Origin of the sequence: Sphingopyxis granuli (assembly GCF_001559015.1) — a bacterium.
Taxonomy (GTDB): domain Bacteria; phylum Pseudomonadota; class Alphaproteobacteria; order Sphingomonadales; family Sphingomonadaceae; genus Sphingopyxis; species Sphingopyxis granuli.
The window spans coordinates 3,411,090-3,435,261 of sequence record NZ_CP012199.1; the positions used below are offsets into that span (position 1 = coordinate 3,411,090).

General features: G+C 61.7%; 24 protein-coding genes and 1 tRNA gene. 8 read left to right on the plus strand and 17 right to left on the minus strand.

Going from position 1 to position 24,172, the window contains the following annotated elements; all coding sequences use genetic code 11:
• Nucleotides 1–20: 20 nt before the first annotated feature.
• From SGRAN_RS15625 to SGRAN_RS22320, 3 genes are all read right to left on the minus strand, one after another.
• Nucleotides 21–2,291 carry a TonB-dependent hemoglobin/transferrin/lactoferrin family receptor gene (locus tag SGRAN_RS15625; protein WP_237233536.1) on the minus strand — a complete coding sequence of 757 codons (2,271 nt, stop codon included), beginning with the start codon at nt 2,289–2,291 and terminating at the stop codon, nt 21–23.
• A gap of 45 nt (nt 2,292–2,336) precedes the next feature.
• A complete protein-coding gene (locus SGRAN_RS22315) occupies nt 2,337–2,642 on the minus strand; it encodes a hypothetical protein (protein ID WP_148650895.1) in 306 nt (101 codons plus the stop codon).
• A gap of 225 nt (nt 2,643–2,867) precedes the next feature.
• Nucleotides 2,868–3,452 (minus strand): hypothetical protein, encoded by a 585-nt coding sequence (locus SGRAN_RS22320; protein WP_148650896.1) that lies wholly within the window; start codon nt 3,450–3,452, stop codon nt 2,868–2,870.
• An 85-nt stretch (nt 3,453–3,537) separates the two neighbouring features.
• Between SGRAN_RS22320 and SGRAN_RS21890 the strand changes: the two genes are divergently transcribed.
• Nucleotides 3,538–3,816: a helix-turn-helix domain-containing protein gene (locus tag SGRAN_RS21890; RefSeq protein ID WP_237233537.1), complete on the plus strand. Its 279-nt coding sequence runs from the start codon at nt 3,538–3,540 to the stop codon at nt 3,814–3,816.
• Here SGRAN_RS21890 and cas1 read toward each other — a convergent pair whose 3' ends face one another.
• Both cas1 and SGRAN_RS22325 read right to left on the minus strand, forming a co-directional pair.
• Nucleotides 3,817–4,884 carry a CRISPR-associated endonuclease Cas1 gene (gene cas1, locus SGRAN_RS15635; RefSeq protein ID WP_067185197.1) on the minus strand — a complete coding sequence of 356 codons (1,068 nt, stop codon included), beginning with the start codon at nt 4,882–4,884 and terminating at the stop codon, nt 3,817–3,819.
• A gap of 18 nt (nt 4,885–4,902) precedes the next feature.
• On the minus strand, nt 4,903–5,856 hold the full coding sequence (locus SGRAN_RS22325; RefSeq protein WP_148650897.1) for a hypothetical protein: 954 nt from the start codon (nt 5,854–5,856) through the stop codon (nt 4,903–4,905).
• A gap of 82 nt (nt 5,857–5,938) precedes the next feature.
• Between SGRAN_RS22325 and SGRAN_RS15640 the strand changes: the two genes are divergently transcribed.
• From SGRAN_RS15640 to SGRAN_RS15650, 3 genes are read left to right on the plus strand one after another with little or no spacing between them, the layout of a single operon-like run.
• The gene (locus SGRAN_RS15640) at nt 5,939–6,508 is read left to right on the plus strand and encodes a hypothetical protein (protein ID WP_067185200.1); all 570 of its coding nucleotides are present in this window, start codon (nt 5,939–5,941) and stop codon (nt 6,506–6,508) included.
• Between the two features lie 12 nt (nt 6,509–6,520).
• Nucleotides 6,521–6,886, plus strand: coding sequence for a hypothetical protein (locus tag SGRAN_RS22330; protein WP_148650898.1), 366 nt, complete (start codon nt 6,521–6,523; stop codon nt 6,884–6,886).
• The gene (locus SGRAN_RS15650; RefSeq protein ID WP_067185204.1) at nt 6,883–9,888 is read left to right on the plus strand and encodes a hypothetical protein; all 3,006 of its coding nucleotides are present in this window, start codon (nt 6,883–6,885) and stop codon (nt 9,886–9,888) included. The genes SGRAN_RS22330 and SGRAN_RS15650 overlap by 4 nt, the downstream gene beginning before the upstream one ends.
• A 77-nt stretch (nt 9,889–9,965) precedes the next feature.
• Here the strand turns inward: SGRAN_RS15650 and SGRAN_RS21895 are convergent, their stop codons facing one another.
• Both SGRAN_RS21895 and SGRAN_RS22335 read right to left on the minus strand, forming a co-directional pair.
• Nucleotides 9,966–10,853: a DNA adenine methylase gene (locus SGRAN_RS21895; RefSeq protein ID WP_210434156.1), complete on the minus strand. Its 888-nt coding sequence runs from the start codon at nt 10,851–10,853 to the stop codon at nt 9,966–9,968.
• A 34-nt stretch (nt 10,854–10,887) separates the two neighbouring features.
• Nucleotides 10,888–12,165 (minus strand): hypothetical protein, encoded by a 1,278-nt coding sequence (locus SGRAN_RS22335; RefSeq protein WP_148650899.1) that lies wholly within the window; start codon nt 12,163–12,165, stop codon nt 10,888–10,890.
• A 212-nt stretch (nt 12,166–12,377) separates the two neighbouring features.
• Between SGRAN_RS22335 and SGRAN_RS15660 the strand changes: the two genes are divergently transcribed.
• Nucleotides 12,378–12,566 carry a hypothetical protein gene (locus SGRAN_RS15660; protein WP_067185208.1) on the plus strand — a complete coding sequence of 63 codons (189 nt, stop codon included), beginning with the start codon at nt 12,378–12,380 and terminating at the stop codon, nt 12,564–12,566.
• A 315-nt stretch (nt 12,567–12,881) separates the two neighbouring features.
• Here SGRAN_RS15660 and SGRAN_RS15665 read toward each other — a convergent pair whose 3' ends face one another.
• The 9 genes from SGRAN_RS15665 to SGRAN_RS15705 form a co-directional block, all read right to left on the minus strand.
• On the minus strand, nt 12,882–13,889 hold the full coding sequence (locus tag SGRAN_RS15665; protein WP_067185211.1) for a PhoH family protein: 1,008 nt from the start codon (nt 13,887–13,889) through the stop codon (nt 12,882–12,884).
• A 150-nt stretch (nt 13,890–14,039) separates the two neighbouring features.
• Nucleotides 14,040–15,404: a tRNA (N6-isopentenyl adenosine(37)-C2)-methylthiotransferase MiaB gene (gene miaB, locus SGRAN_RS15670; protein ID WP_082737297.1), complete on the minus strand. Its 1,365-nt coding sequence runs from the start codon at nt 15,402–15,404 to the stop codon at nt 14,040–14,042.
• A 7-nt stretch (nt 15,405–15,411) separates the two neighbouring features.
• Nucleotides 15,412–16,206 carry a lysophospholipid acyltransferase family protein gene (locus SGRAN_RS15675; protein ID WP_067185215.1) on the minus strand — a complete coding sequence of 265 codons (795 nt, stop codon included), beginning with the start codon at nt 16,204–16,206 and terminating at the stop codon, nt 15,412–15,414.
• Nucleotides 16,175–16,600: a Fur family transcriptional regulator gene (locus SGRAN_RS15680; RefSeq protein WP_067105391.1), complete on the minus strand. Its 426-nt coding sequence runs from the start codon at nt 16,598–16,600 to the stop codon at nt 16,175–16,177. Before SGRAN_RS15680 ends, SGRAN_RS15675 begins: the two co-directional genes overlap by 32 nt.
• Before the next feature lie 126 nt (nt 16,601–16,726).
• Nucleotides 16,727–17,158 (minus strand): MucR family transcriptional regulator, encoded by a 432-nt coding sequence (locus tag SGRAN_RS15685; protein ID WP_067105392.1) that lies wholly within the window; start codon nt 17,156–17,158, stop codon nt 16,727–16,729.
• 110 nt (nt 17,159–17,268) lie between these two features.
• A complete protein-coding gene (locus SGRAN_RS15690; RefSeq protein WP_067185218.1) occupies nt 17,269–17,745 on the minus strand; it encodes a GNAT family N-acetyltransferase in 477 nt (158 codons plus the stop codon).
• Nucleotides 17,742–18,359 carry a tRNA (adenosine(37)-N6)-threonylcarbamoyltransferase complex dimerization subunit type 1 TsaB gene (gene tsaB / locus SGRAN_RS15695; protein ID WP_067185221.1) on the minus strand — a complete coding sequence of 206 codons (618 nt, stop codon included), beginning with the start codon at nt 18,357–18,359 and terminating at the stop codon, nt 17,742–17,744. Before tsaB ends, SGRAN_RS15690 begins: the two co-directional genes overlap by 4 nt.
• 15 nt (nt 18,360–18,374) lie before the next feature.
• Complete coding sequence (locus SGRAN_RS15700) at nt 18,375–18,968, minus strand: malonic semialdehyde reductase (protein WP_067185224.1); 594 nt, start codon at nt 18,966–18,968, stop codon at nt 18,375–18,377.
• 22 nt (nt 18,969–18,990) lie between these two features.
• Nucleotides 18,991–19,572, minus strand: coding sequence for a NifU family protein (locus tag SGRAN_RS15705; protein WP_067105461.1), 582 nt, complete (start codon nt 19,570–19,572; stop codon nt 18,991–18,993).
• 61 nt (nt 19,573–19,633) lie between these two features.
• On the opposite strand from SGRAN_RS15705, the gene SGRAN_RS15710 reads away from it, so the two are divergent.
• From SGRAN_RS15710 to SGRAN_RS15720, 3 genes are all read left to right on the plus strand, one after another.
• On the plus strand, nt 19,634–20,506 hold the full coding sequence (locus tag SGRAN_RS15710; protein WP_067185225.1) for a hypothetical protein: 873 nt from the start codon (nt 19,634–19,636) through the stop codon (nt 20,504–20,506).
• 22 nt (nt 20,507–20,528) lie between these two features.
• Nucleotides 20,529–20,604 (plus strand) — tRNA-Thr (locus tag SGRAN_RS15715).
• 116 nt (nt 20,605–20,720) lie between these two features.
• A complete protein-coding gene (locus tag SGRAN_RS15720) occupies nt 20,721–23,456 on the plus strand; it encodes a M14 family metallopeptidase (protein WP_148650989.1) in 2,736 nt (911 codons plus the stop codon).
• 18 nt (nt 23,457–23,474) lie between these two features.
• On the opposite strand, the gene SGRAN_RS15725 is transcribed toward SGRAN_RS15720, so the two are convergent.
• Nucleotides 23,475–24,056: a TetR/AcrR family transcriptional regulator gene (locus SGRAN_RS15725; RefSeq protein ID WP_082737298.1), complete on the minus strand. Its 582-nt coding sequence runs from the start codon at nt 24,054–24,056 to the stop codon at nt 23,475–23,477.
• Nucleotides 24,057–24,172: the final 116 nt, after the last annotated feature.

Below are 24,172 nucleotides of genomic sequence, written 5' to 3' on the forward strand. Positions count from 1 at the left end.
GTCTTCTTCCGGTTTGACGATCAGAAACGATAGCTCAGCGACACGCTCGCGTTGCGGCCGGGCTGGGTATAGGCATCGGCGCTGGCGGGAGCGACAAAGGTCGGCGGCGTCCCCGGCGGAGATCCCGCCGGCGGCGGAACCGCGGTCATCGCCAGGCTGCGCACGTCGCTCCACCAGCTGTATTTCTTGTCGAGGATGTTGAAGATGCCGCCACGCAGCGTCAGCCCATCGGTGATCCGCACGAAGGCGGTCGCGTCGATGATGGTGAAATCGTCGGGGCGGAAACATTCGGTGGAACAGACACCCGTGGCGCGCGATGCTTCCTTGCGGGCGCTGTGCGTCATGATGATCTGGCCGCCGAAGCGCCCCTGCCCCGGCTCGCGCCAGCCGACGCCGGCGACGAGCTTGAGCGGATCGACGCTCGACAGCGGCGAGCGGGCGCCCGACGGGTCGATCACGTCGCCCTTGGCATAGGATAGGGCGAGCGTCGTATATAGGCCGGACGACGCCCGCCCCTCGAACCGCGCCTCGGCCCCCTTGACCCTGACGCGATCGAGATTGACGAACTGGAATATGGTCGGGTCGGCCGCGGTGCCGCTGCCCCCCACATCTTCCTGACTGATGAAATCCTTGTAGCGCGCCGAAAAGGCGGTGACGTCGAGGCTGACATGGTCGGTCGAAAAGCGCACGCCGCCCTCGAAGCTTTCGCTGCGCTCGGGCCCCAGGTCGGGGTTCGGCGCCGAGGTGTAGCCGAAAGCCAGATTCTCGAAGAACTGGTTCACCTCGCCCGGCTCCGGCGCCTTGAAGCCGGTCGCATAGTTGGCGAACAGCCGCACCTCGTCGGTGATCTTCCACACCACCCCGAACTTGGGCGACAGGCGCGATCCGTCCTGCCCGGCGCCGGTGAAGCCTGGAAGCAACGGGTCGTTGCGCGGCGACAGGTCGTACCAGTCGAAGCGCAACGCCGGATAGAGCGTCAGCCGTCCGTCGGCGATCGAAATCTCATCGCCGACGAACAGGCCCGCGCGCGTGAAGTCGGTGGTCGGAAAGGCACGGGTCGGAAAGACCTCGCCCATCGGCGGGACGGTCCCGTCGCGCACGCCGCGCTGGCGCGTCTTGCTGATATCGCCGCCGAACACCAGCCGGTGCGCGATCGCGCCGGTGGCAAAGTCGGCGCGGGCGTCGGCCGATGCGCCGAACACGCGGTTTTCGAAGGTGTTCAGGCGTTCGCGGTCAACCGCCGGGGTGCGATCCTCGTCGGTGAACTGCCGGTCCTCGCCGTCCTGCCAATAGAGGGCGACCCGCGCGAAATCTATCGCACCCTCGCCCTGCCAGCTCCAGTCGAGCGACACGCGCTTGCGCTGCCCCGTGTCGCGCGCCTCGAGCAGTTCGACCGTCGGGCTGAGCCCGGTCAGCCCCTCGGTGAACAGGCGCGTGTCGAGATATTCGCCGGTCAGCCGCAGCTTGTGGCCGTTCGCGGGATCATAGACGATGCGGCCGAGCAGCGCGTCGGAGCGGCCGTCCTGCGGATTGGGTTCGGTGCGCGCCGTGCCGGTGCCGCCGACCGTCCCCTTGTTGTCGAGTTCCTTGTAGTCGCGCCGCGTATAGGCCGCCATCGCCGACCAGTCGCCGCTGCGCCCCGCGAGGATCAGCGTTTCGCTGAACTCCTCGTCGGCGCTGCTGTAGGCGGCGCGAGCGAGGCCGCCGACGCTTTTGCCGCCCTCCAGGAAATCGGCCGGGTCGGCGGTGATGAAGCTGACCGCGCCGGCGAGACCGTCGCTCCCATAGAGCGCCGACGAGGGGCCGCGCAATATCTCGACCGACTTGACGAGGCCCAGGTCGACATAGTCGCCGCGCCCCGCGGCCTGCGCGCCGAAGCTGAAGCCGTCGGGAACGCGGACGCCGTCGACCTGGATCAGAACGCGGTTGCCGCCGATGCCGCGGATGTTGAAGCTGTCGTTGCCCGAGCGCCCCGTCGCGCTGAGAGCCGCGTTGAACCGCGCGGGCTGGCGCTGGACGCTGACGCCGGGTTCGAAGCGGACGAGGTCGCGGATGTCGGTGACGAGTTCGTCGGCCATTTGCTCGTCGGTCTTGACGGTGACGGTGGCCGGAACATCCTCCGCCTTCGTTGCGATGCGCGTCGCGGTGACCACGATGTGATTCTTCCGCGCGAGCCAATAGGCGCCGTCATTATCCTGCGCGACCGCGGGCGCCGCCGTGACGGCGAGCGCGAGACCGAGCGCCGCGCCGGCGGCGAGACGGGCAGCGGATGACGGGCGGTGGCTGATCAATTCTCTTCCCCTGAATGATTGCGATTGATTCGCAATAGCGTCGCCCTAGAGGCGGCTGATCATGGGGTCAAGAATGATATTGAGAATCGTTTGCGCAAACTGGGAGGCGGGGAGCATGCGGAAAGGCGCGCGGCCAGATCCGCGGTTCGGGGCGATCTGAAAGGACTTTCCTAAAATATCGCGGCGTGCCAGCCTTCGCATGGCTCTTTCGCTTTTCGGACGAGCAGCTTTCATTGAAAGCCATGCGGCATGCCGCGCCGCCATGCCAAGAAAGGGAGCAAGCTCGCCAAGGCAGCGAGGACGAATTCCGCAATCATTGAAAAGACGAATCGCCTTTGCGTGAAAATCCACGTGCTCCCGCGAAGGCGGGGGGGTATAGTGATCACGTGTAGAAATTCTGCAAATGACCACAACGCAGTATTTTGATTCACTCTGTCACGAGGGGTGGAAAGCGTCAAAGTCTGAAATGGGGTGGAAAACGGTCGTTTGAGACATGCCCTAGTTTCCCCTCCCGCCTGCGGGAGGGGAGACAAATGGCGCCTTTCGGTCGATTGCTGACATTAGCGATTACGCGGTTCAGAACCTAATCCGCTTTTGTGCTTCACTTTTTGGGCTCCGGTTCAGTTTCGCTTGGTCCGACCACAGGATCCGGAAATCCAGCATGTTGATTTGAAGTGTGACTTGTGGGCCTTCGCTCCCCAGCATCGCGTACGCCCAGTTCGTTTCCATATGGGTATTGATGTCTCCGTACATGGTGACGGGCTCGACAATACCCCATCTCCAAGGGTTTGCTGTCTGAAGTTTCGAAGGACCATATTTCGATGTCAGACGTTGCCCTAGCTGTGCCAAAAATTCAGCATCGACAGAGAAGCGCCCGATGGGCTGAGTTGATTCGATATGATACAATCGGCCCAAAGGTGTGAACGCCATTCTGTAATAGGTTTCATCCTCATGCCCTTCGAAATCACCGCCTCCCAAATGCGATAACTGAATCCTTTCCCGAACTTTTGTGATGTGGTCGCCCAATGTCAGACCATTGATGTCTCTAGCTTCAGTTGCAGAAGTTGGTGCCTGTCGCTGTTCTGGTTCGGCAGCTACCAACGTCACAGAGATGCTTACGAATGGGAAAAGAAGACAGGTCAAAAAGTGGTTGTAGCGCATGATAACCTCTCGTTGTTACGATGCTACGCTACGGCCAAAACATTAATATGATGGATATATCCAGTGGTTTTATGGCCATCGAAAAGTGTCCAGTCGCGTCATGCGAGGGCGCGAACTTGTTGGTATCAATGTGAAACGTCTGCGCATCGAGCGCGATATTTCTCAAGAGCGGCTGGCCTTCGATTCCGGCGTGGACCGGTCTTATTTGGGCGGAGTCGAACGAGGCGAGGAAAATCCCTCGATCGATATACTCGACCGAATTGCTGCGACCCTTTCGGTCCATGTCAGCGAATTGGTCAAGGAATTGCCGTCCGATGCAAAACCGCCAGCAGGCTTGAAGCCGGGGCGCAAGCCGTCGCGTTGATTAAGCGGCGAGCATCGCAACGACCCGCGCCAATTGCGGCGACAGTCGGCAAACGCCATCCTTACGCAGAATGAAATCGGCCGCGCTGAATGACCGGCTGGCGATGAAGGCGAGAATAGCCGCATCAACTTTGGGGCGTTCCGGCTCGATGATGTCGAAGATATAGGCAGGCTTGCCACGCCGTCCGTGGTGAAGGATGCCGATGGTCGGATCGTAGCCATCGGCAATAGCCTGTATCTGTAGCTGCGCCTGCTTCACGGCATAGGCATAGTTGAGCATGGCATTGACGGGATGCGACGCGCTGCGGTTGATCGGCTTGATCCCGTTCGCCATCGAACTGCGAATATCATAGGCCCGCCATTCGTCGGGTACGGCGCGGCGTCCCGTCCATTTGATCGGCAAACCCTGCCACGCCCGGAAATAGGCCGACGCGCAATGCCCTTCGATCCCGCGCAAATCGCTCATTTCCGAAAAGTCGCCTTGGTCGAGCCGTTCAATGGCTTTGCAATGATATTCGACAGCGACGGCGCATTTCGGTGTTGGCGGAATATGGTCGGTCAGAACATCCAGACTGGCGACCAGCTTACGGCGGATAAGGTCCGCGACATAGGCCAGCCTGCTATCGTGGTCGGCGTTTATCTCGCGCTGCCATTCGACCTTGGCCGGATCGGCGGCATAGCCGGTGCCGCTTGCGACAATCGCGATTTCGCCGCTCCATTTGACCCGCACCAGCGCAACGCCCTGTTCGCCAAGCCATGACAGCGCGTCGAAAGACAGACTGCCGCTGCCGTCGAGCAATAGGATACGTTGCGGAATGTTCCGACTGCCGGGAAAGAAACAATGCGTTACCTGCTTTTGCGGATAATGAGTGAAGCCGTCCCGAACGACCAGCGCGCCATTCTCTACGCGCAGCGATGCCCCTTGTCCGGTGATAATCAGCGGAGTGGAATTGCGTTCACGTCGCTTGCGCGGCGGCATCTTTTCCGACGCTTCAATCAGCCAGTTATCGCCGCGAATCGCCCATTCGTCGGCAATTTCCGATCGGTCAAATTCCGTGTCCAAAAGCATGAAAATTCATAGCAAGTTCTAAGAATTATAACAATAAATACTGTCGAAAATTTTAGTTATGTCGGGAAAATGGCGTCCCAATTCAGGAAATTTAATGTGAACATGCAAGGCGATAACGAATATGAATATCATCCATGGTCCGATTGATATTTGAGGATGGAGCCGAGAATATAATTCAATTATGTCTCGGTATTTTTCTCTTAGGTGCATCGTTGCAATTTGAGCGAATGGAAATTCCGACATATTGATTATTAGTCTAACGAATTTTCGGGCTTTTTCAAATTGATCGGGTGTCGCGTTTCGGATTGTCGCTTCTCCCGAATTTACGATTTCATCCGGGTCGCCTGTTAGTCCAGCTATCAGAGGCGCAACGGCGGCGATGCGCTCTTTTGGAAACATCTGCTCAATTTCGGGGCCATATCGGTTTATTGCTTCGTTTAGCATGGATGTCATTCGTCTGGTATCGGCATCGCCGGTACGAGCCGCATCGATGAACGATGCATAAAACTCCGACGTCTGCTCAAGTAATGTCCCAACAAAACGCTGATCGAGCGGACCCAGTTGGTTCTTGATCGCCCGCTGCTTCCAAGCGCCAACCTCCGCGAACGACTTTTGACCAAAGAAAGTTGTTTGGCGGCGATTCAATGGGGCGCGCCATTTTATAAATTCACTCAAAATTGCGTCTCGCACCAGATCGAAATCGGGGTGTTCCCATTCAAAATAGGCTTGTGCGATAACGGCATTCTTACGGCGTATTCCTGCCTTTCGAAGTTCGGCCAGCCGAACGGCGCGTATCTGGCTCTCATTGTCCCGCGACCATGCAGGCGCCGTGCCTACCATCCGGCCTCTCGCCGTCGCCTTGGGAAGAACATCCCAATCCACCCATTGACGGATAACATTGACCGTAACTGCATCTTTTCCGGTCAAACCCACGGTCACGTTCAACTGATCTGCCAGCTCTTTATTGGTCATCTCGGCTCCGATCGAATCCCTATCACACAGATGCGTCTCGATTTGCGAGAGTGGACTCGCGATAGTGGGTCACCGATTACCCATGACGCGAAAACGAGATTATCGCGCAGAATATCAGCGCCGCATCGCCAATGCCGCCAAGCGCGGCCTGAGCCGTTCGCAGGCCCGCGGCCATGCCAAGGCCGGTGAGACGGCGGTCGGCAAGCGCACCGTCAAGGACGCGGATAAATTTGAAGCTGCCCTGAAACTCTATCGCCAGACTGGCAATCGTGCCGCTGCGGCGAAGGCGGTAGGCATCGCGCCTGAGCGCTTTAGCAGATTTCTGGCTGATGCGGTCGCAGTTTTCGGACGCGGCAAATCTCTCAAAATATCCGATGATCGTCCACGCGAAATGGTCGTGATGACGAACGGCGAATGTCACCGGATCAAGCTGCGCGATTTTGGTCATGCGTCGCTCAATGGCGATCATCTGAACGCGGTCAAAGCATTCCTGACATCGAATAATCCGGACTTGCTGCGTCCCTTCGCGGGCAAGTCGGTCCTCGACACCAAGGGCAGGGCACATCTCCTCGAAACCGATCCCAACACGCTGCATCGGATCGCCGCGTCCGGCGAACCTGCGTTCCCTGAAATTTACCGAATTGTTCAATGAAGGAGAATGGACGTGACCAATGACGAACTGCGCAAAGAGGTGCGAAAGCAATTTCGACTGGAAAGGTTAGGCAGCAATCATCCGCGCTGCGGTGTTTGCGGTGAAGGTGATGACCGCTGTCTTGAGGATCATCACATTGCGGGGCGCCGATGGGATGATGCCACGGTGATTATCTGCCGCAACTGCCATCGCAAGGTCAGCGACGACCAGAAGGATTATCCCGTTTTCAATCCTAACGCCGATCCGCTGCTGGACCGGATTGGTCATTTCCTACTCGGCCTCGCCGACATGCTGCGGCTGATCGTCGAAAAGCTGGTCGCCTTCGGTCATGCGCTGATCGAACGGGCCGCGCCGGCGTCGGTGGGAAGCAAGGCATGACGAGTGTCCCACCGATCACCGATCGCTTGCCGATCGCCGTCCGCGCCTTCGCAGGTCCGCGATATATAGACCTGTCCGAACTCGACGATCGCAAGCCAAAGCGCGGCCGGTCGATCACACCCGCATCCGAATGGACGCTGATTTTCGATACCGAGACAACGGCTGACGCTGCCCAGGCATTGCGGTTTGGTGCATATCAGTTCCGCAAGCTCGACGAACTCGACGAGGCTGGCATCTTCTATGATCCCGATTGCGTCACCGCAGCCGAACTGGAATGCTTGTCCGCCAATGCCGAAGCGCATCGGCTGCGCTTGCGAACTCGCGACGAATTTGTCGACGAGGTGTTCTTCGCCCACGCCTTCGCGCTCCGCGCCCGTATCGTTGGCTTCAACCTGCCATTCGATATTTCACGGCTCGCGATCAAGCATGGATCGGCCCGGACTCCGATGAGCGACGATAACGGCATGATGCGCGGAGGCTTCACGTTCAAATTGTCGCGACAGAAAATCTATCCGAATATTCGGGTCAAGCATATGTCGCGGCGCGCTGCGTCCATCGCTTTCGCCGCAATCATGGCGCAGCGCAACAGTCGCAGCCAGCGCAAGCGCGGGCAGAATATGCCGGTTCGGCGGGGGCATTTCCTCGATGTGAAAACGCTTGCCGGCGCACTGTTCGCTCGCAATTTCTCTCTCGCCAGCCTGTGCGACTTTTTGAAGGTCGAGCATCCCAAGCTGGATTTCGATGACTTTTCCGCACCGATCAATGATGAGATGATCCGCTACGGGGTCGCCGACGTGCAAGCAACATGGGAATGCTATCGTATCGCCTTGGCCCGTTTTGACCAGCTTGAGTTGACCGACGCCCGACCGGAGAAAATCTATAGCGAGGCGAGCATCGGCAAAGCCTATCTGAAAGCAATGGGCATTCAGCCGTGGCGAAAGATGCAACCGGATTTCCCGCGTAATCTGCTCGCGAAAATCATGGGCAGCTATTTCGGAGGCCGGTCCGAGGTCCGTATTCGCCGCGAACTGCGGCAAGTTATGCTGTGCGATTTCCTGTCCATGTATCCGACCGTTTGCACCCTCATGCGCCTGTGGGATTTCGTCATTGCCGACGGCATGACATGGCATGACGCCACCGACGAAACCCGCTCGCTTCTAGCCCGCATCGACTTGGCCGACCTGCAATCGCCGGATATTTGGCAGGCAATGACCGTGCTGGTGCGCGTGATGCCGGACGGGGATATTTTCCCCGTTCGCGCCGACTATGCGGAGCAAGGGCAAAACACGATAGGCTTGAACCATCTGTCATCCGACACTCCGTTATGGTTCACGCTCGCGGATTGCATCGCTTCCATGCTTTTGTCTGGCAAGGCCCCGGTCATATTGGAGGCTATCCGCTTTGCGCCGGGGCCGGTGCAGCCCGGACTTGCGGCGATCAATATCAACGGCAATCCTGCCTATCGCGTCGATCCGAACGAGACGGACTTTTTCAAGCGCGTCATCGAACTGCGCCAAACCGTCAAACAGGACCGCGACGACGCCGACGATGCCGACCGCGAGGCGTTGGACATCGAACAGAACGCCCTGAAAATTGCTGCCAATGCGACCAGCTATGGTATTTGGGTCGAGGTCAATGTCGATGAGCGTCCCAAGCCGTCGCGGGTCACGGTGCATAACTCGACCGGCGAGCCGTTCAGTTTTTCGACCGATCGGCATGAAAATCCCGGCACCTATTTTCATCCGCTGCTCGCAACGCTGATTACCGGCGCGGCGCGGTTGATGCTTGCCATCACCGAACGCCTTGTCACCGATGCGGGGCTGGACTGGTCCTTTTGCGACACCGACAGCATGGCGATTGCCAAGCCCGATGCCATGTCGTCCAACGAATTTACGGCGCGGGTGAAAAGCGTCGCGCAATGGTTCGACGCGCTCAACCCCTATGACTTCGCCGCCTCAATCCTCAAAATCGAGGACGTGAACTATTCGCTGGAAACCGGCGAACTGGAGCCGCTTTTTTGCTTGGCGATTTCATCGAAGCGATATGCCCTGTTCAATCTCAACGGCGAGCGTCAGCCGATCATGCGGAAAGTGTCGGCGCATGGGCTGGGGCATTTAATGCCGCCCTATGATGATGCCGACGCTCCGAAACATTTTCCGGTGCCAGATAAATCAGTGCTGAAAGATGGCACGGTGCGCTGGCATTGCGACCTGTGGCATCAGATTGTCAGTGCCGTGCTAGCCGGTCGTCCCGATCGGGTGGCGCGGGATTATCACCCGGCCATGAACGGGCCTGCGCGCAGCCGCTATGCTGCAACCTCGCCCGACCTGTTGCGCTGGTTCAAATTCCACAACGCGAATCGCGACTATCGCGATCAGGTCAGGCCGTTCGGGTTTATGCTCTCGTATGGTATCGGGCTGGTGGGCTTTTCCGAAACCATCGTCGATCCCTCGAAGCGAGGGCGGCCCAAAAAGGTCGCACCGATCAAGCCCATCGCGCCCTTTGAGAAAAACGGCGTGAAAGCCGCCGCAACCGTGTTTGACCGGGAAACCGGCAAATCCGTCGATCCCGCAATTCTGCGAACCTATGCCGAGGCGCTCGCCCAATATCATATCTCCCCTGAAGTCAAATTCTTGAACGGCAATTTTCTCGACAAAGGCACGACGCTGCGGCGACATATCGCCGTTCCCTATATCCGGTATATCGGTAAGGAGGCCGATGATTGGGAGCGGCGAGCGGCATTGGGTCAGACCGACACCATGAAAATCAACTATGGCGTGTCGGATGCCGACCGCTCGCGGGCCGAAGCGCAGACCGGAATTGCTCGCGTCGAAGAACAGGCCGAACAAGCTCGGAATCGGGAAGCTGAATTGGCCGGGCTTCGCGATCAAGTCGCGGCACATGGGTTGCGGCCTACCGCAAGGGCTCTGGGTGTCGATCCATCAAACCTCAGAAGGCGGCTGTTGTATGATGTGGTATCGTCGGTAAGTGGCTCAACCTAATATCTGACACCACCCCGAAGGTTGAGCAGATTTATAGGCGTTGCAATCGCTCGCAAATGGCACGGGCGACCAAGTAGCTATGCCGAGCGATATTGGGGTCGGTAAACCATCCTGTCCCGCACTTCGCTCGGCATTTTTAATCCTTTCGATGCGACGAGCAATTCTGTACCAACGCGCTTGGTCTGGACCGAATAATTTACATCAAACCCAAATTGTCGACGCGCTTTATAAAGATATGAAATTTCTGGAGTATTGTCGTAAGTCAGTATCCAAGGCCGATCTAGACCTAGAACCGCTTGGCTAACCGCAGCATGATCATCAGGATTATAAAAGCTAGTATATAGGCTTGACCCTTTATTGAAATAAGGAGGGTCTATACAAAAAAATGATCTTACTGGAAGCTGTTTATCCATAATGTCCATGAATTCTAGCGCGTCGAGACGATAAAGGTGGATGCGAGATTTGTATTTTGCGATGCGATTTACCCTCCGGATTAATTCAGTTCTATTGAAGCGGCAATCGATCTTGTAGTTTCCATCCTGATTCAGGCCACCAATCACACCAGCCCCCTTTACAATGCCGGATCGGTTTGTCCGGTTCAGAAAGAACGTGCTGAAGCCCAAGGTGAGATCGTCAAAATCCTGAGGGTTGAGGCAGATATTCCTCTGACGATGCCACTCGTCGATGTTGACAGGAGTATCCCGGATCAATCCGACCAGCTCATCCGTCTGATTGAGCAGACTATCCCAAAACGCCCAAACCGAGCGGTCGATATCGTTTAGGTGGATGTCGCTTACATGCCCCTCAAACAGCAAGGTCACCGCGAGGCCAGCTCCGCCTGCATAGGGTTCCGCGTAACTGCATCGCTCCAATTTGTTCAGTCGAAGGATTTCAGAGGTAAGACCATAGAGACAGGTTTTACCACCGGGATAGCGAAGGGGCGAGTTCGATCGGGCCATAACCATATATCGGCACCTCGGCCGTTCGGCCACACCTATTTTATGGCGACTGGTTTTCGATCTCCTTGATGCACTGAATGATCAATTCTTTTAATGTATCCATATTGTTAGCAAGCTGTTCACCATTGAACAGCGCAGCCGTCCCGTCGTGTTTCGTAACATCACCTGAGGCTGACACTTGGTTGAGCGCCTCGGTGATGGCCTTTGATCCCTTACCAGTCGGTAGCCCGTATTTAGCACGCCGATCCCTGCTGAAGAATGACAAGAAGTTTGTGTTTTCATCCGCACCCGCTTTCGTCGCCAGCGATTCTAAGAAGGCCCATGCTCCAACAGAAACGAGTGGGGCGTGAGGAGTCAGCGGAATGATCGTGATCGAGTTATAGAGGCTGATCAATTTTTGGCTGTTGACGGCCTTCAACGCATCCATAATCTCATGTTCGTGAGCGAGAGTAGCGCGGGGTTTGATCTTGGTCCGGCGACGCGCGGACGGCTTTCGACTCTGATTAATATCGAGGAGGCCGGGAACGACTTTTCCCTGCCCGGACACGGGAACTGACTCCAATTCGCGACCGTAGGCCGTGAAGGTCTCAACGCCCTTGGCTCGGCTGTTGACGTGGCCACTCGCGAGATCGCCGAGAAATTTACCCAAGAGAGTATCGAAATCGCCCTCCGACTTCGTAAGTCGAATCTTATTTAGATCGGTTGCATCAATGCCAAATGCAGCTTGGACAGGTGCTTTCGTTACATACCTTGATACTGTAGTGAGGGTTCCCTTACGTTCATCAGATGAGATTAAGCCCTTCTTTTCAGCGTAGTCCAGAATTTTCAGTGCGAGCTTATCCTTGTTGCTCCCACTGTGACGCGCAGATTGGTCGGAACTCCACTTTCGGCGCCCCATGCCGCCCTGCTCGCCATCATGAATACGCTTCAACCAAAGGTCTACGGCCTTACGATCATCGAAGACAACACAGGGCAGCGGCCCGACGCCGGGCCAACCGCTCGCAGCTTGAGAAAAACCATTTCGAAGTTTTGCAGGTGCAAGATCAGGGTCATGCAGGAGCTTTAACGCACAAATCCGTCGATTTCCCTCAGCAACAACATAGGTTGAAGAGTCATCGTCCGCATCATCGTCAGGGATTAGTGCAAATTGTTCGATCGGATTAAGACCGTTGGCAGCAATATCCCTCGCAAGGGTGAGGATGCTCTCGTGGCTACACAAATATTCAATGACTTCAGATTGTGTTTCATAAGGCTTGTGGCGAGGATTCTCTTGGTCGAGAAAGATACGGTCCACATCAATTTCAAGTCTCGTCACCATTTCCCCACTTTCCCCCGTAGGCTATATCCTTAATATATGCCAATATGAGCCACATCGGCCGAGGAGAGTCAATTTAGCACCCCATTTTGAAGGCGCGGAATGGACAAATTTAAACGAGCCGCCCGCGACCGGGGAAGCGGATGAAGATGAAGCGCGCTGGGATGAGCGGCTAAAAGAGGCCGTAGAACCAAGCTGAAATCGGAGAAACCCGAATGAGTGGCCCCTTTTGGATTGAGATAATTCTGGCGCTAGCGATTGTTATCAATCCGATCGCATTGCTGATCTATCGGGCCAAGGCGAAGAAGGCAGATGGAACGAGCTTCGGCCTCGGCGTTCGCGTCGTGCAGGCAGTTTGCGGGCGCAACAACTTTGCCGCCGATGATCATAATATTGGCCCTTGAAGGGCTGATTGATGGGAGCACAGTTGCAACGCTGGCCGGGGCTTTGGTCGGCTACCTGTTCTCGGGAGTTGCAGAGTTCGATCGTCGCAAAGCTGACTGATGGCGCAATAGCCGAACCTGCATTGCTCACCGAGCTCAATATGTTCTGTGGTCAACAAGCTAATTCTGTCCACAATCACTATACCCCCCCGCGAAGGCGGGAGCCCAGAGCGGCGAAAAGTCTGCGCCGGTGTCAGAATGCTCCGGCCCCCCGCCTGCGCGGGGACACCCAGCCGCGAGCACCGGAAGACCGTCAGAGCGGAATATCGATCGGCCCTAAGCCCCCGGCCCCTCATAGGCCTCGACGATCCGCCCGACGATCGGGTGGCGGACGACGTCGGCGGCGGTGAAGCGGCTGACGTTGATCCCCTCGATCCCTTCGAGCCGCGCGACCGCGTCGGCCAGCCCGGACGTCGCGGGCGCGGGCAGGTCGACCTGCTTGGGGTCGCCGCAGATCACCATGCGGCTGTTCATGCCGAAGCGCGTCAGGAACATCTTCATCTGCGGGATGGTGGTGTTCTGCGCCTCGTCGAGGATGATGAAGGCGTCGGCGAGCGTGCGGCCGCGCATGAAGGCGAGCGGCGCGATCTCGATCTCGCCGCTCGCGATCCGGCGCTCGACCTGCTCGGCGGGCAGGCAGTCGTGGAGCGCGTCGTAGAGCGGGCGCAGATAGGGATCGACCTTTTCCTTCATGTCGCCGGGCAGGAAGCCGAGCTTCTCGCCCGCCTCGACCGCGGGGCGCGACAGGATCAGGCGCTGGACGCTGCCGGTGATGAGCTGCGCGACCGCCTGCGCGACCGCAAGGTAGGTCTTGCCGGTACCCGCCGGGCCGAGTGCGAAGATCACGTCGTCGCGCGCGAGCGCCTGCATATAGGGGACCTGCGACGGCGCGCGCGGGACGATCGTCTTCTTGCGCGTGCGGATCATCACCGCCGGCGCGTCCGCCGCTTCGTGGCGGATGATGCCGTCGAGCGTCGGTTGCGCCGTCATCGCGATCACCGCGTCGACCAGCCCGACGTCGATTTCCTCGCCGCGCTCGATCCGGCCATAGAGTTCAGTGAGCACGTCGCGCGCCCGCGCCGCGGCCTCGGCCTCCCCCTCGATCTGCACCCGGTTGCCGCGCGCCGAGATATAGACGCCGAGCCGGTTCTCGATCGCGACGAGATTGCGGTCGAACTCGCCGAAGAGGATGCCCAACAATTGTGTCCGCTCGAACTCCGCCGTCAATCGGACGCGGTCGCCGGGTTCGGCGGGCGTTGCGGCGGTCAGCGGGCGTTTGGACACGTGGGCAGGACTCCTTGAACCAAGTTCAGCGAAACAAAACCGTTCGCCCTGAGCTTGTCGAAGGGCTGTATTTTCTTTTGACGTCGCAACAAGAAGGACGGTGCTTCGACAAGCTCAGCACGAACGGAGTTTTTGTTTCAGCGGATCGCACTAGGCAACTTCTTCCATCAGCGGTTCGGCGCCGAGACTGTTCGGACCCGCCGAGGTGATCCGCACCTCGACCATGTCGCCGATCATGAGCCCCGGCGCGGTGACGTGCACCGACTGGAGCCAGGGCGACTTGCCGATGAGCTGGCCGTCATGCTTGCCACGACGTTCGAGGAGCAGGCGCGTCGCCCGCCCCACCGTCCGCTCGTTGAACGCCTGCTGCTGTTCGTTGAGCAGCGCCTGGAGCCGCTGGAGCCGGTCGTTCATCACCGCCTCTTCGACCTGTCCGTCCATCGTCGCGGCGGGGGTACCGGGACGGCGCGAATATTTGAAGCTGTAGGCCATCGCATATTGCGTGGCGCGGACGATGGCGAGGGTCTCCTCGAAATCCGCTTCGCTCTCGCCCGGAAAGCCGACGATGAAGTCGCCAGAGATCGCGATGTCGGGCCGCACGGCGCGGACGCGCTCTATGACCCGCAGATAGGATTCGACGCTGTGGCTGCGGTTCATCGCGGCGAGGATGCGGTCGCTGCCCGCCTGCACCGGCAGGTGGAGAAAGGGCATCAGCTTGTCCACCTCGCCATGCGCGGCGATCAGCCCGTCGGTCATGTCGTTCGGGTGGCTGGTCGTATAGCGGATGCGTTCGAGCCCGTCCTCCTTCGCCAGTTCGCGGATCAGCCCGTCGAGCCCGATCGCGCGACCCCGCTCGTCCTCGCCGTCCCACGCGTTGACATTCTGGCCGAGCAGCGTGATCTCGCGCACCCCGCCCGCGACCAGCGCGCGCGCTTCGGCGATCAGGTCCGCGAAGGGCCGGCTCGTCTCGGCGCCGCGCGTGTAGGGCACGACACAATAGGTGCAGAATTTGTCGCAACCCTCCTGCACGGTCAGGAAGGCGGTTGGGCGCTGGCCGCCGGCGCGCTTCGGCAGCGCGCCGAACTTGCTGTCGAGCGGCATGTCGAGGTCGATCGCCCTCTCGCCCCTTTCGGCGCGCGCGATCAGGTCGGGCAGGCGGTGATAGGCCTGCGGCCCCACCACGACGTCGACGCTCGGCGCGCGGCGCGCTATCTCCGCTCCCTCGGCCTGCGCGACGCAGCCCGCGACCGCGATCGTCGGGCGGCTGCCATCCTCGCGCTTCAGCCGCCCGATGTCCGAATAAACCTTCTCGGCCGCCTTTTCGCGGATGTGGCAGGTGTTGAGGACGACGAGGTCGGCGTCGACACCCTCGGCGGCGGCGGCATAGCCCCCGGCCTCCAGCATCTCGGCCATGCGCTCGCCGTCATAAACGTTCATCTGGCAACCGAAGGATTTGACGCGAAAGGTCTTGCCGGGGCCCGGGGCGGGCTTGCGGGCTGGAGAGTCGAATGTCATCGGCGCGCTATAGGCGATGCCGTGCCGTCGCGGAAGGGCGCGCCGTTTCCATGCGCGCGACGATCGCGCTGCGCGCCGCCTCGGCCAGCAGCTTGCGATCGCTCTCCATCTCGTCGGGCAGCGGATCGAGATAGTGGATGGTCAGCGCGACCGGGCGCCGCCGCGCGAGCATCCGCTTGAAATTGTCGAGCCCCGATTCGGGGTCCAGCCACGCGATATCGGGCGCTTCCTCGCCATAATCGAGGAATACCGGCTGGACCTGAAGCCGCGGCGGCGTCGGGATGACTGCCTGGAGCAGCGAGGGGCGGAAGGGCAGCAGGCCATCACCCGGCCCCGTCGTCCCCTCGGGAAACAGCGTCACCGGCCGCCCCTGCGCCAGCGCGCTGCGCAGCGCGTTCGTCTGGTTGTGAATCTCGCGCTTCGCCTCGCGCTGGACATAGATGGTGTGATTCTGGTCGGCGAGCCAGCCGACCAGCGGCGTCGCCCCCACCTCCGCTTTCGACACGAAGGCCGACCGCGCGGCGCCGCCCAGCGCCAATATGTCGAGCCAGCTCACATGGTTCGACACGAACAGCACGTCGCGGCGCAGGCGGGTGCCCGTGGTGCGGATGCGCAGCCCCGCGATCCAGCCCGCGGCGTTCAGGAAAGCCATGACCATCGGCGATGGCCGCCCCACCGCGCGATAGCAAAGATGCGGAACGATCAGGAACAGCAGCACTACCACCATCAGCGCCAGCCGGCAGACCGTGCGCCAGGTGACCGGAGCGCGATCAGTCGCGCTTGCGATCGATGGCGACGCCATAAAGCTCCATCCGGTGATCGACGAGGCGATAGCCGAGCCGCTCGGCGATCACCTTCTGCAACGCCTCCAACTCGGGATCGACGAATTCGATGACCCGGCCGGTCTCGACATCGATCAGATGGTCGTGATGCGCCTCGGGCGCCGCCTCGTAGCGCGACCGGCCGTCGCCGAAATCGTGGCGGTCGAGAATCCCCGCCTCCTCGAACAGGCGGACGGTGCGATAGACGGTGGCGATCGAGATGCCGCTGTCGATCTTCGACGCGCGCTCGTACAGCGTTTCGACGTCGGGATGATCCTCCGAATCCGAAATCACGCGGGCGATGATCCGGCGCTGCTCGGTGATGCGCAGACCCTTTTCGTGGCACAGGGCCTCAAGATCGATCGTACCGGACATGGGAGCCTTTCCTGCAAGAAGCAGCCGTGCCTGTTCTTATGCCGACTGTATAGGGTCGCCCGGGCGATAGGACAAGGGCGGCGGCCTTGCGGCCGTCGCCCCCTTCCTTTCCACCGGCGCGAAAATTCAGGCTTTCTTGCGCTTGCGACCGCCACCACGCCCCTTGGTGCCGAGGCCGATCTCCTTCGCGAGCGCGCGCCGCTTCTCGGCATAGCTGGGGGCGACCATCGGATAGTCGGCGGGCAGGCCCCACTTGGCGCGATAATCGTCGGGGGTCATGCCGTAATGCGTCATCAGGTGGCGGCGCAGCATCTTCAGCTTCCGGCCGTCCTCCAGGCAGACGATATGGTCGGGCTTGACCGACGCACGGATCGACACCGCGGGGACCGGCTTTTCCTCGGGCTCCGGCTGGGTGCCGAGCCCCGACAGCGCGGCATGGACATTATTGATCAGCATCGCAAGGTCCGAAATCGCGACGCTGTTGTTGCTGACATGTGCTGCGACGATATCGGCGGTCAGCGTCACGAGCATTTCATTGGTATCGGCCTGATCCGACATGAGCTTGTTCCTTATCGTATGAACCGGAGGCAGGAATGCCCCATAGTATATCTCTGCGTCCCGACACCTATAGTGGCATCGGGATCGTTCCGTCGCAAGACGAATCGTATCTATTCTTCGGCTATGTCCGATCGCCGCATGGTAATCGCATCGCGGACCAATCCATCGCCGCCTCTATAATAGGCATTTCGCCTGCCACATTCAGAAAAGCCGGCGCGGGTGTAAAGATGAACGGCGTCATTGTCGGCGCGCATTTCGAGGAAATAGTCGGACACGCCCTGATCCGACGCCCATTGCCGCCAGTCGTCGATCAGGCGTGCGCCGATTCCGCGCCCGCGCCGGTCGGGCACGACGGCGAGCAGCAGCAATTCGCTTTCGGGGCCCGCGACGCGCGCGGCATAGAAGCCGCAGGGCACCTCCCCGTCCCAGGCGAGCGCGACGCGCGCCGACGGCAGCGCGAACAGCGTAAGCATCTGCGCGCTGCTCCACGCTTCGCCATAGGTCGGGTCGAACGCCGCCTCCATCACACGCATCACCGCGCCGATGTCGGCGATCTTGGCCGGCGCGAGGCGCAGACCCCCCATCATCGCGTCACCATCGGTTTCGCATCGGGGTCGCGGCCATAGATCGGGCTGGGATCGTCGAAAAAGGCGACGGGGGGTAACGCGGCGGCATGGCGGGCGTCGGGCAGCATCGGCAGCGCCCGGCCCGACCCGCGCCGCGCGACAAAGGCTTCGGCGCGGTTGCCGACCGCCAGCGCCGCATCGAGCGTGGCCGCCTCGTCGGGCAACAGCGAGCGCACCGGAGCGCGGGGCGCGAGATCGGCGCCGAAGGGCTGCACGAACCATTGGCCGTGCCCGCCTTCCATCACCACCAGCGCGCCGTCCGCCGCCGCGACCGCTTCCGCCGCCCCTGCCGCGACCAGCGCCAATGTCGAAAAGCCCTGCACCGGGATGCGCCAGCCGAGCGCCAGCGCGCGCGCCGCGGCGACGCCGATGCGCACGCCCGCGAAGCTGCCCGGGCCGCAGCCGACCGCGATCGCGTCGGCGCGGCCGCCGTCCGCCAGCTCTGCGATCAGCGGCACCAGCCGTTCGGCATGGCCACGCCCGATGATTTCATGCCGGAAATCGACGACCCGGTCCTCGTCCAGCAGCGCCGCCGAGCAGGCTTCGCTCGCCGAATCGATGACCAGGCGCCGCATCGATGCCGCGCGCGGTCAGGCGATGCGATTGAAGCGGCCGAAATCGGGCCGCGGGCTGCGCTCGAAGATGCTCGCCGGATCGCCATAGCCCAGCGTTGCAATGAAATTGCTCTTCACGTTCGGCGTATCGGCAAAGAAGGCCGCGTCGACCCCCGCATTGTCGAAGCCCGACATCGGGCCGGTATCGAGCCCGAGCGCGCGGGCCGCCATGATGAAATAGGCACCCTGCAGGCTTGCGTTGCGGAACGCCGTCGTCTGCGCCAGCGCCGCGTTGCCGACGAACCAGCTCCGCGCGTCGGTGTGCGGGAACAGTTCGGGCAGATGCTCGTAGAATTCATGGTCCATCGCGATGATCGCGGTGACCGGCGCCTTCAATATCTTCTCGGCATTGGCCGGCATGGCGAGCGCCGCCAGCTTCTGCTTCGCCGCGTCCGACACGCACCAGACGATCCGCGCCGGCAGACTGTTCGCGCTCGTCGGGCCATATTTCATCAGGTCCCAGATGGCGCGCAGTTGATCCTCCGATACCAGCCGGTCGAGATAACCGTTATAGGTGCGCGCGGCACGAAAAAGCTGGTCGAGGGCGCTGTCGGCAAGCGGCTCGCTCATCGGGATACTCCTGTGGCTGGATTCAGATGGCGTGAACCGCCGTCACTTCGGGAACATAATGCTTGAGCAGCGTCTCGATCCCGTTCTTGAGCGTCGCGGTCGAAGACGGACAGCCCGAACAGGCGCCCTGCATCTTCAGATAGACATTCCCCTTGTCGAACCCGCGATAGATGATGTCGCCGCCGTCGTTGGCGACCGCGGGGCGGACGCGGGTCTCGATCAATTCCCTGATCTGCGCGACGATGTCGGCATCGGCTGGGTCATCGGCGAACCCGCCTTCCTCTTCCTCCGCCGGAACCGCGATGCCCGTGGCGCTCGGAGGATGGAACAGCGGCATGTCGGCCAGGAAATGATCGACCATGATGCCCAGCACGTCGGGCTTCACATCGCCCCATGCGGCACCGGGCGCGATCGTTACCGAAATGAAGTCGCGACCGAAGAAGACGCCGGTCACGTCGCCGAGCGCGAACAATGCGGTGGCGAGCGGCGACGCTTCGGCTTCCTCGGGACTGGCGAAGTCGCGGGTTCCCATGTCCATCACCGGCCGGCCGGGCAGGAATTTGAGCGTCGCGGGGTTGGGCGTCGATTCGGTTTCGATCAGCATGGCGTGCATGTGGGACGCCCGCGCGCTTTGTGCAAGGAATGAGATAACTCTATGAGGACGCATGCGCCGCTTTTCCCATTTCACCGCCATCGATTGGTCGGGCGCCCGCGGCGCGCGGCACAAGGGGATCGCGCTAGCGGTCGCGAGCGGCGCGGCGGCGCCGCGGCTGGTCCATCCCGGTCATGTCTGGTCGCGGGGCGAGGTGCTTGCATGGCTCGAATCGCTACTGGCCGCGGACGCGGACATGCTGATCGGTTTCGATTTCTCGGCCGCCTTCGCCTTCGCCGACCGCGACGCCTATTTTCCCGGCTGGCGCGACAGCCCGGACCGGATTCGCGACCTTTGGGCGCTCGTCGAGCGGCTGGCGGCGGGCGATCCGCATCACGAAGCCGGCGGCTTCCTGGCTCACCCAGAGGCGCGGCGCCATTTCCGGCACCCGGGGGGCGAAGTCGGCGATCTGTTCGAGCCCGGCGCCGGGCGGCTGCGCATCGTCGAGCATCACCAGCGCGCGACGCGCCAGGCGGCGAGCGTCAGCAACTTCAACCTCGTCGGCGCGGCACAGGTCGGCAAGGCGAGCCTCAGCGGCATGCGCCTGCTCCATCGCCTCGCCGGCCGCCTGCCGCTGTGGCCGGTCGATCCGGTGCCCGCACGGGGTCCCCTGCTCGTCGAAATCTATACCAGCCTCGCCGCGCGTGCGGCAGGAATGGCACCGGGACGCAGCAAGATCCGCGACGGCGCCGCGCTCGATGCCGCGCTCGCGGCGCTGGGGTCGCCGCCCGCGAGCTTCGTCGGCCCGATCAGCGACCATGCGAGCGACGCGCTGCTCACCGCCGCCTGGCTGCGCGCGATCGCATCGGACACCGCCCTCTGGTCCCCCGCCCCGCTGACCGATGCCGTCGCACGCACCGAAGGCTGGACCTTCGGCATCATTTGAAGCAAAGGGCGAAACGCCGCGTGCCGGCTTAGCTCAGTTGGTAGAGCAACCGCCTTGTAAGCGGTAGGTCGTCGGTTCGAGTCCGACAGCCGGCACCAGCGATACGGCATTCCGCCGGTCGCGCCTTCGCCCGCCATCAGTTCAACCGGAGTCGTTCATGCGCCATCATCCTTCGGCCGCCATCGCCGCAGCCCTGTTCGCGGCAACGCTGCCGATGGGATCAGCGCTCGCGCAGCAGGCCGCCGAAGCGGGCACTACGACCGCCGCCGTCACCGCGCCGGCCGATTTCTTCAAGCAGTCGCCGGGAAGCGACTATTATCTCGCGAACTACAGCGAATATGAGGCCTATCTGAAGCGCCTCGCCGGCGAGACGGACCGGATGAAGCTGGTCGACATCGGCAAGACCGCCGAAGGTCGCACCCAGTGGATGGCAGTGGTCTCCTCCCCCGCCAACCTCGCCCGGCTCGACGAATATCGGAACATTGCGCAAAGGCTGGCAAAGGCGGAGGGCGTCGACGAAGCCGAGGCACACCGGCTGGCGGCGCGCGGCAAGGCCGTCGTGTGGATCGACGCCGGTCTCCATGCTACCGAGACGGTGACGTCGCAGGGGCAGATTCAGATCATCCACCGCATGCTCAGCCAGTCCGATCCCGAAACGCTGCGCATGCTCGACGACTGCATCATCCTGTTCGCACACGACAATCCCGACGGGATGGAACTGGTCAGCAATTGGTACATGCGCCACGCCGACCCGGCAAAGCGCGAATATGCGACGCTGCCGCGGCTCTACCAGAAATATGTCGGCCACGATAACAACCGCGACAGCTTCATGGCGGCGATGCCGGAGACCGAGAACGTCAACCGCGTCCTGTTCCGCCAATGGTATCCGCAGATCGTCTACAACCAGCACCAGACCGGCCCCGAGGGAATGGTGGTGTTCGTGCCGCCGTTCCGCGACCCCTTCAACTTCAACTATGATCCGATCGTGATGGCGATGCTGAACGAGGTCGGCTTCGCCATGCATTCGCGCCTGATCGCAGAGGGCAAGGCGGGATCGGGCACGCGCAGCGCGGCGCCCTATTCGACGTGGCACAACGGCATGGAGCGCTCGGTCTCCTATTTCCACAACAGCATCGGCCTGCTGACCGAGATCATCGGCGGCCCGACGCCGACGAAGATACCGCTGGTCCCGGCAACGCAGTTGCCGCGCGGCGACGAGATGATGCCGATCGCGCCGCGCGCCTGGCATCTGCAGGATTCGCTCGATTATCAATGGACGCTCAACCGGGCGGTCATCGACTATGCGTCGCGCAATCGCGAGCGGCTGCTCTTCAACATCTGGCGGATGGGGGCGAACAGCATCGAGAAGGGCAGCAGGGACAGCTGGACGATGACGCCGACCAAAGTCCAGCGCCTCGCCGACGCCGCACCACTGGACCAGAAGGACGCGCGCCCGGGCAGCGCGAAGAAGGTCGACCCGGCGCTCTATGCCGCCCTGACGCAGCGACCCGAGGAGCGCGATCCGCGCGCCTATGTGATCCCGGCGGGACAGGCCGACATGCCGACCGCGGTTGCCTTCCTCAACGCGCTGATCAAGAACGGCGTCGATGTCGAACAGGCCGCCGCGCCATTCGCGGCGGGGGGTAAGACCTATCCGGCGGGCTCCTATATCGTGCGCACCGCGCAGGCCTATCGTCCGCATATTCTCGACATGTTCGAGCCACAGGACCATCCGCACGACACCGAATATCCCGGCGGTCCGCCGAAGGCGCCCTACGACATCACCGGCTATACGCTCGCCTATCAGATGGGGATCGGCTTCGACCGCATCCTCGACGGCGTCGAGGGGACGTTCGAACGCGTGCCCGACCTGTTGCCCCCGCCCCCCGGCCGCATCGAGGGACAGGGCAAGGCCGGCTGGATCGTCGGCCACGAAACGAACAACAGTTTCATCCTGACCAACCGTCTGCTCAAGGCGGGGGCAAAGCCGGCATGGATCGACGCGCCGGTCACCGCGAACGGTCACGCGCTGCGGCCCGGCGCGATCTGGATCCCGGCCTCGCCCAGGGCGGCACCGGTCATCGAGCGGGCCGTCCGCGAGTTGGGACTGGTCGCGATCGCCAGCGACCGGGCGCCCGAGGCGGGACTCCTGCCGCTGAAGCCGGTGCGCATCGGCCTCGTCGACCGGTACGGCGGGCTGATGTCGGCGGGCTGGACCCGCTGGCTGCTCGAACAGTTCGAGTTCGATTTCCGGCCCGTCTATCCCAAGCGGCTCGAGGCCGGAAACCTCGCGCACGATTTCGACGTGATCCTGTTCACCGACGGCGCGCTGCCGCCGAAGGGGGCGTGGGGAACCGACCGGGCGGGCAAGCAGCCGTCCGAACGGGACACGCCGCCCGAATATCGCGCGACGCTGGGAACACTCTCGGACGAGCGGATCGCACCCGCCATCGACGGCTTCATCCGCGGTGGCGGGACCGTCGTCGCGATCGGCAATGCGGGACGGTTCACCGACCTTCTGTCGGTGCCGCTCGCCCCGGCGCTGGTGCGGCAGGTCGGCGGTGAGCGCAAAGCGCTCGACACCAAGAGCTTCTATATTCCCGGGTCGATCCTGCGGGCGCGCGTCGATAACCGGCAACCGCTGGGATACGGCCTGCCCGAGGCGGTCGACATCTTCTTCAACCGCTCGCAGACCTTCACCCCGGCGCCCGGCGCCACGGATTACGGCAAGGTCGCCTGGTTCGAGGATCGTAATCCGCTGCGCAGCGGCTGGGCCATCGGCGAGGAAAGGCTGGCCGGCACGATCGCGGTGGCCGACATCGGCCTCGGCCGCGGAAAGCTGTTCCTGATGGGGCCGGAGGTCGCCCAGCGCGCGCAATCGCACGGCACCTTCAAATTCCTGTTCAACGGCCTGCTCTACGGTCCCGCCGCGGCAGAGGCGAAGCGGTAATCCGCCTCGCCCCGCACGTCAGCAGGTCAGCGCGGCTTCGAACAGGCAGCGAAAGCGTTCGGTGCATTCGGCCCGGTCGCCGTCGTCGAGCGACAGCGCATCGACGCGCATGATGCTTCGCAGCACGCCGATCCCGATCAGGATCGACAGCAGCATGTTGGCGCGCAGTTCGCCGTCCTTGCCGATCAGCTCGGCCAGCGGGCCGAGCACGTCGAGATGGACGAGGTCGCGGATGATCTCCCCCGCCTTGGGCGAGGAAGCGGAACGCAGCATGATGATGAACATTTCCATCCGATGCTGCCGATCCTCGTCGGCATCCTCGGCAACAAGCTGGGCCAGGAAAGCCGGCAGGTCGGCGACGCTCTTCGGTTCGCGGAACAGATGCGCTTCCTTGTCGGCGAATACGACTTCGCGGAACAGGCCCTCCTTGCTGCCGAAATAGCGGCCGATCAGCGCGACATCGACCCCGGCGTCGCCGGCGATGTCGCGCAGCCCGACGCCGTCATAGCTTTCGCGCACGAAACGCTGGTGCGCCGCGGCCAATATCGTCGCGCGCGTCGCGACAGGGTTGCGTTTCCTTATGGGTGTGGTCCTCACCATGGCGCCGCCCCTAAAGCATTCCGCGAATAAATCAACAGGTGTTGACTTGCCTCGCAAGGGCGATTAGTCGGCGTCCCCGGCGTCGCGCGGCCCCTTCCCCCTCCCTCGCCGCGCGA